The organism is Pseudonocardia kongjuensis (genome assembly GCF_039526905.1).
GTDB lineage: Bacteria > Actinomycetota > Actinomycetes > Mycobacteriales > Pseudonocardiaceae > Pseudonocardia > Pseudonocardia kongjuensis.
In genome coordinates, this window is record NZ_BAAAJK010000063.1 from 39,011 (window position 1) to 52,919 (window position 13,909).

At 73.9% G+C, this 13,909-nt stretch carries 14 protein-coding genes; 4 read left to right on the forward strand and 10 right to left on the reverse strand.

All coding sequences use genetic code 11. The features are described 5' to 3' along the window. The first annotated feature begins 13 nt into the window (after window positions 1-13). Window positions 14-1,636 carry an SDR family oxidoreductase gene (locus ABD160_RS32925; RefSeq protein WP_344030564.1) on the forward strand — a complete coding sequence of 541 codons (1,623 nt, stop codon included), beginning with the start codon at window positions 14-16 and terminating at the stop codon, window positions 1,634-1,636. A gap of 6 nt (window positions 1,637-1,642) precedes the next feature. On the opposite strand, the gene ABD160_RS32930 is transcribed toward ABD160_RS32925, so the two are convergent. Then, window positions 1,643-2,032, reverse strand: a complete 390-nt coding sequence (locus tag ABD160_RS32930; RefSeq protein ID WP_344030567.1) for a BlaI/MecI/CopY family transcriptional regulator — start codon at window positions 2,030-2,032, stop codon at window positions 1,643-1,645. A 13-nt stretch (window positions 2,033-2,045) separates the two neighbouring features. After that, window positions 2,046-3,233, reverse strand: coding sequence for a methyltransferase domain-containing protein (locus tag ABD160_RS32935; RefSeq protein WP_344030570.1), 1,188 nt, complete (start codon window positions 3,231-3,233; stop codon window positions 2,046-2,048). A gap of 195 nt (window positions 3,234-3,428) precedes the next feature. Between ABD160_RS32935 and ABD160_RS32940 the strand changes: the two genes are divergently transcribed. Together ABD160_RS32940 and ABD160_RS32945 are read left to right on the forward strand one after the other, a co-directional pair. Beyond that, window positions 3,429-3,926, forward strand: coding sequence for a dTDP-4-dehydrorhamnose 3,5-epimerase family protein (locus tag ABD160_RS32940; protein ID WP_344030572.1), 498 nt, complete (start codon window positions 3,429-3,431; stop codon window positions 3,924-3,926). 162 nt (window positions 3,927-4,088) lie between these two features. Next, window positions 4,089-4,472 (forward strand): DUF3040 domain-containing protein, encoded by a 384-nt coding sequence (locus tag ABD160_RS32945; RefSeq protein WP_344030574.1) that lies wholly within the window; start codon window positions 4,089-4,091, stop codon window positions 4,470-4,472. 190 nt (window positions 4,473-4,662) lie between these two features. On the opposite strand, the gene dnaB is transcribed toward ABD160_RS32945, so the two are convergent. The 5 genes from dnaB to rpsF all read right to left on the reverse strand — a co-directional run bounded on the left by dnaB (window position 4,663) and on the right by rpsF (window position 8,354). Next, window positions 4,663-6,078 carry a replicative DNA helicase gene (dnaB, locus tag ABD160_RS32950; RefSeq protein ID WP_344030577.1) on the reverse strand — a complete coding sequence of 472 codons (1,416 nt, stop codon included), beginning with the start codon at window positions 6,076-6,078 and terminating at the stop codon, window positions 4,663-4,665. Between the two features lie 652 nt (window positions 6,079-6,730). Then, complete coding sequence (rplI, locus tag ABD160_RS32955; RefSeq protein WP_344030580.1) at window positions 6,731-7,177, reverse strand: 50S ribosomal protein L9; 447 nt, start codon at window positions 7,175-7,177, stop codon at window positions 6,731-6,733. Window positions 7,178-7,191: 14 nt separating this feature from the next. Then, a complete protein-coding gene (gene rpsR, locus ABD160_RS32960; RefSeq protein ID WP_085915038.1) occupies window positions 7,192-7,428 on the reverse strand; it encodes a 30S ribosomal protein S18 in 237 nt (78 codons plus the stop codon). A gap of 51 nt (window positions 7,429-7,479) precedes the next feature. Next, window positions 7,480-8,028, reverse strand: coding sequence for a single-stranded DNA-binding protein (locus tag ABD160_RS32965; RefSeq protein WP_344030583.1), 549 nt, complete (start codon window positions 8,026-8,028; stop codon window positions 7,480-7,482). Window positions 8,029-8,039: 11 nt separating this feature from the next. Then, entirely contained in the window at window positions 8,040-8,354 is a 315-nt protein-coding gene (gene rpsF / locus ABD160_RS32970; protein ID WP_344030597.1) for a 30S ribosomal protein S6, read from the reverse strand. A gap of 218 nt (window positions 8,355-8,572) precedes the next feature. On the opposite strand from rpsF, the gene ABD160_RS32975 reads away from it, so the two are divergent. Then, window positions 8,573-9,346: a deoxyribonuclease IV gene (locus ABD160_RS32975; RefSeq protein WP_344030586.1), complete on the forward strand. Its 774-nt coding sequence runs from the start codon at window positions 8,573-8,575 to the stop codon at window positions 9,344-9,346. 1 nt (window position 9,347) lies between these two features. Here the strand turns inward: ABD160_RS32975 and ABD160_RS32980 are convergent, their stop codons facing one another. The 3 genes from ABD160_RS32980 to ABD160_RS32990 all read right to left on the reverse strand — a co-directional run. Further along, complete coding sequence (locus tag ABD160_RS32980) at window positions 9,348-10,016, reverse strand: NUDIX hydrolase (protein ID WP_344030589.1); 669 nt, start codon at window positions 10,014-10,016, stop codon at window positions 9,348-9,350. Window positions 10,017-10,169: 153 nt separating this feature from the next. Next, complete coding sequence (locus ABD160_RS32985; protein ID WP_344030592.1) at window positions 10,170-11,492, reverse strand: glycosyltransferase family 87 protein; 1,323 nt, start codon at window positions 11,490-11,492, stop codon at window positions 10,170-10,172. A gap of 182 nt (window positions 11,493-11,674) precedes the next feature. Then, window positions 11,675-13,909 (reverse strand): transglycosylase domain-containing protein (locus ABD160_RS32990; RefSeq protein ID WP_344030595.1); only part of this gene is annotated, 2,235 nt, incomplete at its 5' end.

Consider the following 13,909-nt stretch of genomic DNA (forward strand, 5'->3'; position numbering starts at 1 on the left):
GGACGATCGGTCCGTGCGCTATCTCGTCACGGGAACGACCGGGTACATCGGTGGACGGCTGGCACCGCGGCTGCTGGGGCACGGCCCGGAGGCCGATCTGGTGCCCGACCCGGACGCCGGCCCGGTGCACGTCCGCTGCCTGGTCCGGAACCCGGACAAGCTCGCGGACGTCCCGTGGGCAGGCGACGCCGAGATCGTCACCGGGGACCTGCTCGATCCGGAGAGCGTCCGGGAGGCGTGCCGGGACGTCGACGTCGTCTACTTCCTGGTGCACTCGCTGTCCGACTCGGACTTCGCCTCGCTCGACCGGCGGGCGGCGCTGATCCTCGGTGAGGCCGCGCGCGAGGCCGGCGTGCGGCGGATCGTCTACCTGGGCGGGCTGCACCCGGACGGCGACCCGGCCGAGCTGTCGGCGCACCTGGCGTCCCGGGTCGAGGTCGGGGAGACGCTGCTGCGGTCCGGGGTGCCGACCGTCGTGCTGCAGGCGGCGGTGATCCTCGGCTCCGGATCGGCCAGCTTCGAGATGCTGCGCCACCTCACCGAGCGGCTCCCGGTGATGGTCACCCCGCGCTGGGTGCACAACCGGATCCAGCCGATCGCGGTGCGCGACGTGCTGCGCTACCTGATCCGGGCGGCCGAGCTGCCCGGGCGGCTGAACCGGACGTTCGACATCGGCGGGCCGGAGATCCTCACCTACGTCGAGATGATGCAGCGCTACGCCGCCGTCGCCGGGCTGGGCCGCCGGCGGGTCGTCCCGGTGCCGGTGCTGTCGCCGTCGCTGTCCGCGCACTGGATCAACGTCGTCACGCCGGTGCCGAAGTCGATCGCGACCCCGCTGATCGAGTCGCTGGTGCACGAGGTCGTCTGCTCCGAGCAGGACATCCTGGGCTACGTGCCCGACCCGCCGGAGGGCCGGATCGGCTACGACCGGGCGGTGCGGCTGGCGCTGTCCCGGATCACCGACGGCGAGGTCGAGACCCGCTGGTCCGGCGCGACCGTGCAGAACGTGCCGTCCGATCCGCTGCCCAGCGACCCGGAGTGGGCGGGCGGCAGCGTCTACCTCGACGAGCGCGAGCAGGACTGCGGCGCCTCACCCGAACGGCTGTGGACGGTCGTCAAGGGCATCGGCGGGGAGCGCGGCTGGTACTCGTTCCCGCTGGCCTGGTCGGTGCGCGGATGGATGGACCGGGCCGTCGGCGGGGTCGGGCTGGCCCGCGGCCGCCGCGACCCGGACGACCTGCACACCGGCGACGCGCTGGACTGGTGGCGGGTGGAACGGCTGGTGGAACCCGGCGGCGACAGCCGGAACGGGGACAGCCGGAACGGGGACGGGGCGGCGCTGCTGCGGCTGCGGGCCGAGATGAAGGTCCCGGGCCGGGCCTGGCTGGAGATGACGGTCCGGCCCCGCGACGGCGGATCGACCTACCATCAGCGCGCGGTGTTCATCCCGCACGGGCTGCCCGGGTTCCTGTACTGGTGGTCGGTCGCGCCGTTCCACGGGATCGTCTTCGGCGGGATGGTCCGCAACATCACCAGGACCGCCGAGCGGACCGACGACGGCGCACCCGACACCCCGCCGGCGAGCCGCAGGCCGTCCTGGCTGCGGTCCCGCCGGTCCGCCGGCCGCGCCGCCTGATCCCGGTCAGCCCGCGGCGTCGCGGCCCCACAGCACCGGCGGCGCCGACGGGTTCAGCGCGGCCCGCAGCACCGCCGACTCGCGCTCGGACACCGAGCGGGCGAAGTGCAGCAGGACGGCCTCGGTGTCGCCGGCCGCGTCCAGCAGCTCGCGCAGCGCCTGCGCGGTCTCCTCCTCGCGGGTGGCGGCCGGGCGGTAGAGATAGGCCCGGCCGTCGAGCTCGCGCCGGACCCAGCCCTTGCGGTGCAGGTTGTCCAGCACCGTCATGACGGTGGTGTAGGCCAGCGGGCGGGCCGGTGCGAGGCGGGCCCGGACGTCCCGGACGCGGCACGGTGCGGCACCGTCCCACAGCACGTCCATCACGGCTGCCTCGAGCTCACCGAGTCGACCTCGCATGGTGCCTCCCGGCCTACGAGGGTAACCGCAACCCCCCATGCGCCCCAGGGCTCCGTCCGGCGGACCGCTCCGCCGCCACCCGGCCGAGCAGCCGCGGAGCCGGATCGAGGACGACCCACCGGCCCCCGGCCGCCTCGATCCCCGGCAGCTCCGCGCGCACCTCGTCGGCGAGCTCCGGCATGAACAGCACGACCCGGTCGGGCTGCAGCCGCGCCAGCTCCGCCGGGGCGACGACGGGCACGTCGGTGCCGGGCATCCGCCTGCCCTGCTTCGCCGGCGCCGCGTCGCCGACCGCCGCGAGCAGGTCCGACCGGATCCCGGCCCGGCAGACCAGGGGGACCGCCCGCGACGCGGCGCCGTAGGCGGCGACGGTGCGGCCCGCGGCCCGCTCGGCGACCAGCCAGGCGTGCAGCGCGCCGGTGCCGTCGGCGGCGGCCTGCAACCGGCCCAGCCCGGCCGCGGTCCGGACGCCGAGCCCGTCCTCGGCCCTGAGCAGCCGCCGGGCCCCGGCGTCCGGCTCGGCCCCGGCCCGGGCGGTGACCAGCAGCGTTCCGCCGGAGAGCGGGTACCACCAGGCGCGGTGCAGGCCGATCCCGTGCCCGCGCAGCGCCGCGTCCAGCGCGGGCAGCGACCAGTAGGCGTGGTGACCGTGCCGCAGGTCGTACCACTGGCCCTCGCGCAGCACGGTGCCCAGCGACAGGAGCTGCAGGGCGAGCGTCCCGCCCGGGGCGAGCAGGGCGGCGCGGCGGCGCAGCGCGGTCCGCTGGTCCGGCTCGTGCAGCAGCCCGTAGACGTCGACCACCAGGTCGGCGGGCCCGGCCCCGGGATCCGCCGGGTCGAGCGCGGTCATCCCCCGGCCGGTCAGCCGGGGCAGCCAGGACTCGCCGTGCGGGCTGCCGAACTCGGCCACCCGGCCGCCGGGACGGACCAGGCCGGCGTCGGCGAGCCGGGCGACCGACCGGTCGCTCTGCGCGGCGAACGCCAGCGGCTCGACGCCGTGCAGCTCCTCGGCGACCGGCACGTCGTCGGCGAGCTGGGCCAGGCCGCAGCGCCTGCACAGCCACATCCGCAGCGGGGCGACCGGATCGGGCAGCGGCGCGTCCCGCAGCGGCATGCGGTCCCACGGGGGCTGTTCGCCGAGGTCGAGGACGATCTCGCCGCGATCGGAACGGCAGGCGCGGCAGCGCACCGGTTCCGGCATGGCGCCCACCCCCGATCAACTATGGGCGATAGTAGTCCGCGACGGCGGCCACGCCTCGGCCACCCGTTCGGAGCAGTACACATTCGCCGAGCGTCACCGACGGCGGTCTCGCTCGTTGTCGTCCCGGGTACGAGAAACGGGCCGGGGCCCGGACACGCCACCGGGCGTGACCGGAGCGGCCGGGGGGAGCGGCGGGTGAGCGTGCTGAGGACCGTGGTGCCGGGGTCGCTGCTCGTCGGGCCGCCGGGGCCGGACGCGTTCGCGGTGCGCCGCAGGCGCCGGGTGGCCCGGGACGCGGTGGACGGCCTGCACCTGCACCGGGCCGAGGCGGTGCTGCTCGACGTGTCCCGCGGAGCCGGCTACGCGGTCGTGATCGACGCCCGCCCGGAGGCCGAGACGTTCGGCCGGCTCGCCGTGTCCGTGCTGGACGGCGGGCGGCTGCTGCTGGTCCCGCCCGGCTGCCTGCACGGCGTGCAGGCGCTCACCGACGGCACGATCGTCGAGACCCGGTCGGCGGCCAGGCCGAGCCGCCGGGACCGGGCGACCGTCGATCCCGACGACCCGGACCTCCAGCTGCGCTGGCTGCGGTCCCGGCCCGCCAGGACACCGGCCCCGGACCGCTCGTGGACCGGTCTGTGCAGCAGGCTCGGCGCCCCGGCCGGGCCCCGGCGGGACCGCGTCTCCATCTGGTGACCCGGGCCGGTGCGGCGTGAGCACCGGCACTGTGACCCCGTTCGCCCGGCTGTCAAGGTCACGATCAGGTCACGTAGTCTGCCCTGAACGCCCGGATCGACGTCGCCCCAGGCTCCCCACCGGTGCTCCCGTGCGCCGGTCGAGACTCCGAGGGGTGCTCCTGTGCTGAGCGAGCGCGAGACACGGCGGCTGCACGAGATCGAGATCCAGCTGCGGCTCACCGATCCACGCCTGGTGCGCCGGTTCGCGGCGCTCACCGGCGCGAACCGGCCGGCCGGCCCGGGGCGCGCGCTGCGTCCCGCCACCCCGGGGAGCCTGCTGCGTCCGGCCGCGCCGGGAAGCCTGCTGCACGGCCCGGGCGGGTCGGGTCGTTCGGTGCACGGGGCCGGGCCGCTGCCGTCGGCGCTGCTGGGAGTGTCCCTGCTGGTGCTGCTGGCCGGAGCGGTCATGGTCGCGGTGCCGGTGGTGATCGCCGGGATCGTGCTCGCCGCGCTGTCGCTGGGCGTCGCGGCCACCGTGCCGCAGCGGCGCCGACCCGGGGGCTGAGCGGGCCGCCGGGCCACGCTCACCGCGCCGGTCGCGCCGGGCCTGCCCGGCCGCCTGACACCCCGTGCCGCGGCCACCGCCGCGCTGCCGCCACGTCCCACGCTGTCGCCACGTCCCACGCCGCGGTCAGCGGGCCGCACGCCACGTCGTACCGGCCGCCCGCGCGCCCGGTGCTGCCGCTGCCCGGCGCTCAGCCGTGCGCGAGATCGGAGAACCGGCTGTAGTGCAGCTGGTGCGCCACGGTGATCGTCGTCGTCGGACCGTTACGGTGCTTGGCCAGGATCAGGTCCGCCTCGCCGGCCCGCGGGTCGTCCTGCTCGAAGGCGTCCGGGCGGTGCAGCAGCACCACCATGTCGGCATCCTGCTCGATGGATCCGGACTCACGCAGGTCGGACAGCATCGGCCGCTTGTCGGTCCGCTGCTCGGGACCACGGTTCAGCTGGCTCATCGCGACCACCGGCACCTCGAGCTCCTTGGCGAGCAGCTTGATCTGCCGGGAGAACTCCGAGACCTCCTGCTGGCGGGACTCGACCTTGCGGCCCGAGGTCATCAGCTGCAGGTAGTCCAGGATGATCAGCTTCAGGTCGTTGCGCTGCTTCATGCGGCGCGCCTTGGCCCGGATCTCCATCAGCGTCAGGTTCGGCGAGTCGTCGATGTAGAGCGGCGCCTCGGAGATCTCCGACATCCGCCGCGCCATCCGCGTCCAGTCCTCGTCGGACATCCGGCCGGCCCGCATGTCGGCCAGCCGGATCCGTGCCTCCGCCGACAGCAGACGCATCACGATCTCGGACTTGCTCATCTCCAGGGAGAAGAACGCGCTGGTCATGCCGTTCTTGATGGAGCAGGAGCGGGCGAAGTCCAACCCCAGGGTGCTCTTCCCGAGCCCGGGCCGGGCCGCGACGACGACCATCTGCCCGGGGTGCAGACCGTTGGTGACCGCGTCGAGATCGGCGAACCCGGTGGGGACGCCGGAGGACATGCCGCCGCGGGAGGCGATCGCGTCGATCTCGTCCATCGTCGGCTGGAGGAGCTCCTCCAGCACCGTGTAGTCCTCGGTGGTGGTGCGCTCGGTGACCTCGTAGACGGCGGCCTGCGCCCGGTCGACGACCTCGTCGACCTCGCCGCCCTCGGCTCCGTGGTAGCCGAGCTGCACGATCCGGGTGCCGGCCTCGACCAGCCGGCGCAGGATCGCCTTCTCCCCGACGATCTCCGCGTAGTACGCCGCGTTCGCCGCGGTCGGCACCGTCGCGATGAGGGTGTGCAGGTACGGCGCACCGCCCAGGCGCACCAGCTCGCCGCGGCGCTGCAGCTCGGCCGACACGGTCACCGCGTCGGCCGGCTCACCGCGGCCGTAGAGGTCCAGGATCGTCTCGTAGACCGTCTGGTGCGCGGGACGGTAGAAGTCCTCCGGGCGGAGCACCTCGACGACGTCGGCGATCGCGTCCTTGCTCAGGAGCATGCCGCCCAGTACCGACTGCTCCGCGGTGAGATCCTGCGGCGGCTGACGATCGAAGGTGCCGCTCCCGCCGCTGCCGGAGCCGCCCGCCTGGTCCTCGTCGCGAACGGCTCGAGGCCGGCCGGTGGGACGATCGTCCGTCAGAGCCATACGCAGCGTCACCCCCGGTGGACAGCATAGCGAACACACGTTCGAAGCGCGAGAGCCGTCCTCGGCGTACTCGCGTGGGTCTCCCGTGATGGTCCGGCCCGGGCGCCCGCCACCGGGCCGCCTGTCGTGCGGGCGGGTGCGGGACGTACTGCCGAGCCGGTCGGACCGAGGCTAGGTCGGCGCACACCCCCGGCACCAACCGGCCTGGTGATCAACCTGGGGACGGACTGTGCACGACCGCCGCCCATCCCGGGACCGTGCTGTGGACAACCTGGGGACAGCGCATCGATTTCTGCCATAATCGCTGGTCAGTGGCATGGGGACAGCTGTGGACAACATCGCTCTGGCGTGTCGTCGCAGGGCCGCTTCCGGCGTGTCGGAGTGCGCCGGACACCGTTCACCGCCCGGCGCGTCCACAGCCCCGCCCGACGAGCCGATCGTCACCGCGCGGCGTGTCGTCTGTGTGACAGCGGATCCGGTCCGTCCTCACCCGACCGGGCGGACCCGTCCACTCGCGACTCCGGAGCGCGTCCGCGGACCGGTCGCCGACCCGTCGCGGGCGGGCCCGTACATACGACAGAGCGGTGCCCGGAGCACTCGGCTCCGGACACCGCTCTGACTACTCTCAGTGGTCGACCGACCACCGCACCGCTCAGCTCGCGACGACCGCGATCGGCAGCTCGGTGGTGACCTCCGGGTGCAGGCGCACCTGCACCTGGTGCTTGCCCAGGGTCTTGATGTGACCCGGGACGTCGACGATCCGCTTGTCCAGCGTCGGACCGCCGGACGCCTTGACCGCCTCGACGACCGCGGTCGGGGTGACCGAGCCGAACAGCCTGCCGTTGTCGCCGGCCTTGGCCGGGACGGTCACGTTCAGGTTGCGCAGCTGCGAGTCGACCTGCTGGGCGTGCCCGAGGTCCCGGATCTCGCGGGTCTTCTGGGCCCGGCGGATCTGCTCGACCTGCTTCTCGGCACCACGGGTGGCGACGACCGCGAGCTTGCGCGGCAGCAGGTAGTTGCGGCCGTAGCCGTCCTTGACCTCGACGATGTCGCCGGGCGCGCCCAGGTTGGGGACGTCGGCGTTGAGGATGAGCTTCATCTGCGTTCTCCTCGTCAGCGCGCGGTCGAGGTGTAGGGCAGGAGGGCGACCTCGCGGGAGTTCTTGACCGCGACGGCGACGTCCCGCTGGTGCTGACGGCAGTTGCCGGTCACCCGACGGGCACGGATCTTGCCCCGGTCCGAGATGAACTTCCGCAGCAGACCGGTGTCCTTGTAGTCGATCAGCTGGGCCTTGTCCTTGCAGAACGCGCAAACCTTCTTCTTCGGCTTGCGCACGATGGCCTTGGCCATGGTGGTGCTCCTGGTGGGTCTACCGCCCGTGACGGGCGGTGGGTACGTGGATCAGAAAGGGGGCTCGTCGTCGGACGCCGCGCCGCTCCCGGCGGGCGGGGCCGAACCCCAGGGGTCGTCATAGCCGCCGCCGGAGTTGCCTCCGCCGGAGCCGCCGCCCTGCTGGCCGCCGCCGCCACCGCCGTCGTAGCCGCCGCCACCGCCGCCGCCACCGAAGCCGCCGGAGCCTCCGCCCCGGCTGACCTTGTTGACCTTGGCGGTCGCGTAGCGCAGCGAGGGGCCGACCTCGTCGACCTCCATCTCCACGACGGTGCGCTTCTCGCCCTCACGGGTCTCGAAGGACCGCTGCCGCAGCCGCCCCTGCACGACGACCCGCGCACCGCGGGTCAGCGACTCGGCGACGTTCTCCGCCGCCTGCCGCCAGATGTTGCAGCGCAGGAACAGCGCCTCGCCGTCCTTCCACTCGCCGGACTGGCGGTCGAAGGTCCGCGGCGTCGACGCGACGGTGAAGTTGGCGACCGCGGCGCCGGAGGGGGTGAACCGCAGCTCGGGATCGGCCGTCAGGTTTCCCACGACGGTGATCACGGTCTCGCCGGCCATGACAGCCCCTCTCAGCCGGCGGCGGGCGCCGGCGTGCGGGTGACGTCCTTGCGCAGCACCTTGGTGCGCAGCACGGACTCGTTCAGACCCAGCTGGCGGTCCAGCTCGGCGACGGTGGCGGGCTCCGCGGCGATCTCGACGACCGCGTAGATGGCCTCGCTCTGCTTCCTGATCTCGTAGGCCAGCCGGCGCTTGCCCCAGACCTCGATCTTCTCGACCGATCCGCCGTCGCTCTTCACGACGGTGAGGAACTGCTCCAGGGACGGCTGCACGGTGCGCTCGTCCAGGCTGCCGTCGAGGATGACCATGACCTCGTAGTGACGCATGAGAACCACTCACCTCCTATGGACTCGAAAACGGTCACGGCCCGGACGGCCGTGACAGGAGGTTCTCAGTGCCCCCCGACAGAATCGCCGCACGGCCGGAGCCGGACGCGGACCTGCGGGATGACCGGGCAAGGCTACCAACGGCCGTCCGGCGCCCCACCTGCGGGTACACTGGCACCCGGGCGGTTCTGTCGGGGGCGCTCGCTACCGTGACCCGCATGCAGATCGGAGCACACGTCCGCGACGCCGAGGACCCGCTGGCCGCGGCCGAGGAGGTGGGGGCCGAGGTGATCCAGCTCTTCCTCTCCGACCCGCAGGGCTGGAAGAAGCCGCCGCCGCACCCGCGGGCCGCCGAGCTGGCCGGGTCCGGGGTCGCGGTCGTGGTGCACGCCCCCTACACCGCGAACGTGGCGTCCACGAACAACCGGATCCGGATCCCGTCCCGCAAGATCGTGCAGCAGCACCTGGCCGGCGCGGCCGAGGTCGGCGCGTTCGGCCTGGTGGTGCACGGCGGTCACGTCACCGCGGGCGAGGACCCGGCCGCCGGGATCGACAACTGGCGCAAGTTCGTCGAGCGCCAGGCCGGCGAGCACGGCTTCGACGTGCCGGTCCTGATCGAGAACACCGCGGGCGGGGACAACGCGATGGCCCGCCGGTTCGACGCGCTCGGCCGGCTGTGGGACGCAGTGGGCGAGTTCGGCGTCGGGTTCTGCCTGGACACCTGTCACGCGTTCGCCGGCGGGGAGGAGCTCGCCGGGATCGTGGCGCGGGCGAAGGCGATCACCGGCCGGATCGACCTGATCCACCTGAACGACTCGCGCGACCCGTTCGACTCCGCCCGCGACCGGCACGCCAACATCGGTGCGGGCACCATCCCGCCCGACGAGCTGGCCGCCGTCGTCGCCGAGGCCGGCGCGCCGGTGGTCGTGGAGACCCCGGCCGAGGGCCAGGCCGCCGACATCGCGTACCTCCGCGAGCACACGCGGAGCTGAGTCACCGCCAGGCGAACACCGGCTGCTCCAGGTGCGCCACCCTGGTCGGCCGCCCGTGCAGCACGACCTCCCGGAACTGGTGGAGCACCGCACCGGTCGGGGCGTGCACGTAGCGGTCGAACAGCGGCACCTGGATCACCGGGGACCCGGACTCCGGGATGGTCAGGAAGCGGGGTTCGCGGTCGATCTCGGCGAGCGGGAGCCGGTGCAGCTCCGCGACCTCGTCCGGGTTCGGGACCGGCTCCCCGGCACCACCCGCCCAGAGCACCACCGGCGTGATGACGTACCCGGAGCGGGTGGGGTAGTCGTCGAGCAGGCCGAGCACCCGGTCCGGGCCGAGGTCCAGGCCGACCTCCTCGGCGACCTCGCGGCGGGCGGCCTGCTCGGCCGTCTCGCCCGCGTCCAGCCGGCCGCCGGGGAGCGCCCACTGGCCGGAGTGCGCGCGCAGCGACCGGGCCCGGCGGGTGAGCACGAACGCGACCTCGGTGGCCAGCGGGCCGTCACCGGTCGCGCCCGGCACCGGGAGCAGCGTCATCGTGACCGACGCGGGCCGCTTCCCGGCCCGCTCGGTGTCGGTCGCGGCGCGCCGCTGCAGCACCGGCAGCGCCGCCTCGATCCGTTCCCGCAGCCGCTGCTGCACCCGGTCCGGGACCACCGCGTCGTCGCCCATGCCCCGATACTTCCGCACCCGTGCGCGGTGGCCTGCGCGGCGAGACCACCGTCACCCGTCACCGAGATGCAGCTCAGCGGGCGCATCGCACACCGGAACGCCCGCTGAGCTGCATCTCGGCGCACGGCGGGGTGCGGGGCGGGGCGCGGCGGGTCAGGTGCGGGCCGCCACCCGGGTCGCGGGCGGCCAGACCGGGTCGGGCGCGGTGTCCCGCCCGCGCCGCAGGATCTGCCGCACCACCAGCACGCACAGCGCCACCACGACGGCGTCCCGGACCAGGACGGTGACCAGGAACGGCTCCATCGGCAGGCCCTTGTCGGCCACGCCGAGGTACTGGTACATCCGCGGCACCCAGACCAGGGCGTCGATCACCATCCAGCCGAGCAGAAGCCGCCAGCGCGGGATCGCCAGCACCGCGAGCGGCACCAGCCAGAGCGAGTACTGCGGGCTCCACACCTTGTTGACCAGCAGGAAAGCGGCGACGCACAGGAAGGCGAGCTCCGCGACGGCCGGCGGCTGCGGGGCGCGCAGCGCGAGCCAGGCGACGGCGGCGACGGCGAGCACCATCAGCACCGCGGTGATCGCGTTCAGGATGGTCGGCGGGGCCCCGTCGACGAGTGGGCCGTCGAACCCGGCCCAGCCGGTGAACCAGCTCAGCGAGTACCAGATCGAGTCCGGATCGGCCGGACGGGTGCGGTTGAGCAGGAAGAACTCGGCCCAGCCGCGCGGCCAGGCGAGCGCGACCGGCAGGTTGACCGCGGTCCAGGCGGCGACCGCGGCGCCGGTCGCCCAGCCGGCCCGCACCAGGCCGCCGTCGGAGCGGCGCCGCCACCCGACGAGCAGGATCGGCACCAGGAGCAGCAGCGGGTAGAGCTTCGCGGCGGCGCCGAGCCCGATCAGGACGCCGGCCCAGCCGGGCCGGTCCCGGCGCAGCGCCAGCAGGGCGCCGGTGGCGAGGGCGACGGTGAGCGCGTCGAAGTTGGTGAACACGTGCACCAGGGCCAGCGGGGACAGCGCGACCAGCGCGGCGTCCCACGGCCGGTCCGGCCGCAGCCGCAGCACCGCCCAGACCACCGTGAGCCAGGCGGCCGACAGCCAGAAGGCCGTCATGTTGAAGTAGACGACGACGTCGAGCGCGGTCGGCAGCGGCAGCCGCTCCGCCAGCCACTGCCAGCCGTCGGTGAGCTGCGCGTTGAGGTACTGGAAGAACCCGGTGAGCACCGGGTACTCCATCCAGCGCTCGACCCGGGTGCCGTCGGAGCGGGTCTCGAACCAGGCGTCGCGGTAGGGGACGCCGTCGTCGGCGAGCCCCTCCAGGCCGTAGAGCGGGACCGTGTCGGAGTAGCACATCGCCACGTACTGGCGGTCGTTGCGCCAGTCGAGCGCCAGCACGCCGTCCGCGGTGCGGTACTCCTGCAGGCAGGCCGCCTTGCCGAGCCAGCTCATCGCCAGCACGACGACGGCGAGCAGCAGCACGGCCCGCAGCGGCGTCCAGTAGCGGGCCCGGCCGATCAGCGCGTGCCTGCCGAGCGGGCCGCCGACCAGCCGGCTGGCCGAGCGGGCGAGCGGCTCGGTCCAGCTCGGGACCTCGCGGACGGTCGGGCCGTCCCCGGTGTGCGGTTCCCCGGGGGGATCGGCGCCGGGGCGGCCGGGGTCGCTCAGCCCCCACCGCCGTTCGGGTCGTCGGAGCCGTCCTGGCCGCCACCGGAGTCCGGGCCGCCGCCGTCGGAGAACGGGTCGCCGTTCTCGAACGGGTTGCGGTCGCCGCCCCCGTCGCCACCGGAGCCGTCGTCCGAGGAGTCGCCGTCGCCGCCGGAGCCGTCGCGCCCGCCGCCCTCGTCGCCGTTGCGGTCCCGGCCCTCCTCGGGCTCCCGGCTCGGCTCCGTGCTCTCCCCGGCCGACGACGAGTCGTCGCCGGAGCCGGTGTCGGCGGAGACGTTGCGGGCCGGCGGGGCCTCGCCGATCGGCCGGAAGCTGGAGAACTGCTCGGGCGGGGTACCGCGCAGCACGTCGTCCATGAACGACTGCCAGATCTGGCCGGGCAGCATCCGGCCGAAGATCGCGTTGCCGGAGGCGTTGCGGATCGGCGAGTTGTCGTCGGTGCCGACCCAGACGGCGGTGGAGACCGACGGCGTGTAGCCGACGGTCCACGCGTCGTTGTTCTGGCCCTCGACCGAGCTCTGCACGGTGCCGGTCTTGACCGCGACCGGGCGCCCGCCGTTGAGCCCGATCCGGGACGAGCTCGCGACGTCGGTCATCGACTCGGTGACGTTGCGCGCGACCTCCTGGGGCATGACCTGCTCGCCGTCGTCGGTCCCGCCGCGGTCGTAGATCACCCGGCCGTCGTTGGCGGTGACCTTGCTGACCATGTACGGCGCGCGCTTCACGCCGTCCGCGGCGAACGTCGCGTAGGCCGCCGCCATGTCCTTCGGGTGCACCTCACGGTCGCCGAGCGAGATGCCGCCGGTCGGGTCCGGCAGCAGGTCGGCGGGGATGCCGGCCTGGTGCGCGGCATCGGCGACCCGCGCCGGGCCGACGTCGAGGCCCATCCGGTAGAAGACGGTGTTGATCGACTTGGTCATCGCCTCCTTGACCGAGCAGTTCGCGCAGCTCACTCCCTCGGAGTTGGTGACCCGGGTGCCGGCCAGCGTCTGCGGCGACGACCCGTCGTAGGTGGTGCCCAGGCCGATCGGGTCGGGCGCCTGCAGCGCCGCGGCGACCACGAACGGCTTGAACGACGACCCGGGCTGCTTCAGCACGGACGCGTAGTCCAGCCCGACGCCGTTCTCGCCGCCGTAGTAGGCGATCACGGCACCGGTCCGCGGATCGACCGACACCAGCGACGAGCGCAGGTTCTCCGGCTGCCCGTCCAGGCTCTGCGCGACGGCCTCGGCGGCCTGCTCCTGGGCGGCCGGGTCGATCGTGGTGGTGATCGTGAGCCCCTGGGTGTTGAGCTCGGTCTCGGAGATGCCGAGCCCCTCCAGCTCGCCGCGGGCGGCGTTGTAGATGTGTCCCCGGTCGTCGCCGGGGATGCCGCCGCCCTCGGCGGCGGACGACTCGTTCCAGCGGGGGAACTGCTGCTGGTCCCGCTCGGCCTGGCTGAGCCAGTTCTGCCCCACCATGCCGTCGAGCACGAAGTTCCAGCGCTGCTGCGACATGTCCAGGTTCTTCGCCGGGTCCCAGCGCGACGGCGACTGGATCACGCCGGCCAGCATCGCCCCCTCGGAGACGCTCAGCTCCGACACGTCCTTGCCGAAGTACGCCTGGCTGGCCGCCTGCACGCCGTAGGCCCCGCGGCCCAGGTAGATCGCGTTCAGGTAGTTCTCCAGGATCTGTTCCTTCGTCATCTCCTTGGAGATCTTCGCCGCCAGCACCACCTCGCGGAACTTGCGGAACAGCGAGTTCTGGTCGTCCCCGGTGGTCACCTTGATGTACTGCTGGGTGATCGTCGAGCCGCCGCCGATGCCGCCGGTCAGCTGGTTGATCACCGCCCGGCCGATGCCGGAGATGTCGAAGCCGGGATTGGAGAAGAAGCTGCGGTCCTCGGCGGACAGCACGGCCTGCTGCACGGGCACCGGGATCCGGTCCAGCGTGACGCTGGTGCGGTTCACGTTGCCGGGCCGCACGGTCGCCAGCGGCGCGCCGTCGGCGTAGGTGAACGTCGCCACCTGGGTGACCGCGATGTCGTCGGCGGCCGGCACCGGGAAGACCAGCCAGCCGATCGCGAAGGCGACCAGCGGGCCGAGCACCGAGACCCCGGCCGCGGCGATGAGCCAGTTCCGGATCCGGCGCCTGCGGCTCGGCCTGCGCCCGTCGCCGCCGTCACCGCCGGGGCGGCGGCCGTCGGTGCGGCCGGGCGGCCCGGGCGGGCCACCGGTCCGGCCCGGCGCCGC

Bases quoted from the DNA above. Each gene is read 5' to 3' on its own strand.
- ABD160_RS32930 (WP_344030567.1), bottom strand. From the start codon at position 2,032: ATGCGAGGTCGACTCGGTGAGCTCGAGGCAGCCGTGATGGACGTGCTG.
- ABD160_RS32935 (WP_344030570.1), bottom strand. From the start codon at position 3,233: ATGCCGGAACCGGTGCGCTGCCGCGCCTGCCGTTCCGATCGCGGCGAG.
- dnaB (WP_344030577.1), bottom strand. From the start codon at position 6,078: ATGGCTCTGACGGACGATCGTCCCACCGGCCGGCCTCGAGCCGTTCGC.
- rplI (WP_344030580.1), bottom strand. From the start codon at position 7,177: ATGAAGCTCATCCTCAACGCCGACGTCCCCAACCTGGGCGCGCCCGGC.
- rpsR (WP_085915038.1), bottom strand. From the start codon at position 7,428: ATGGCCAAGGCCATCGTGCGCAAGCCGAAGAAGAAGGTTTGCGCGTTC.
- ABD160_RS32965 (WP_344030583.1), bottom strand. From the start codon at position 8,028: ATGGCCGGCGAGACCGTGATCACCGTCGTGGGAAACCTGACGGCCGAT.
- rpsF (WP_344030597.1), bottom strand. From the start codon at position 8,354: ATGCGTCACTACGAGGTCATGGTCATCCTCGACGGCAGCCTGGACGAG.
- ABD160_RS32975 (WP_344030586.1), top strand. From the start codon at position 8,573: ATGCAGATCGGAGCACACGTCCGCGACGCCGAGGACCCGCTGGCCGCG.
- ABD160_RS32980 (WP_344030589.1), bottom strand. From the start codon at position 10,016: ATGGGCGACGACGCGGTGGTCCCGGACCGGGTGCAGCAGCGGCTGCGG.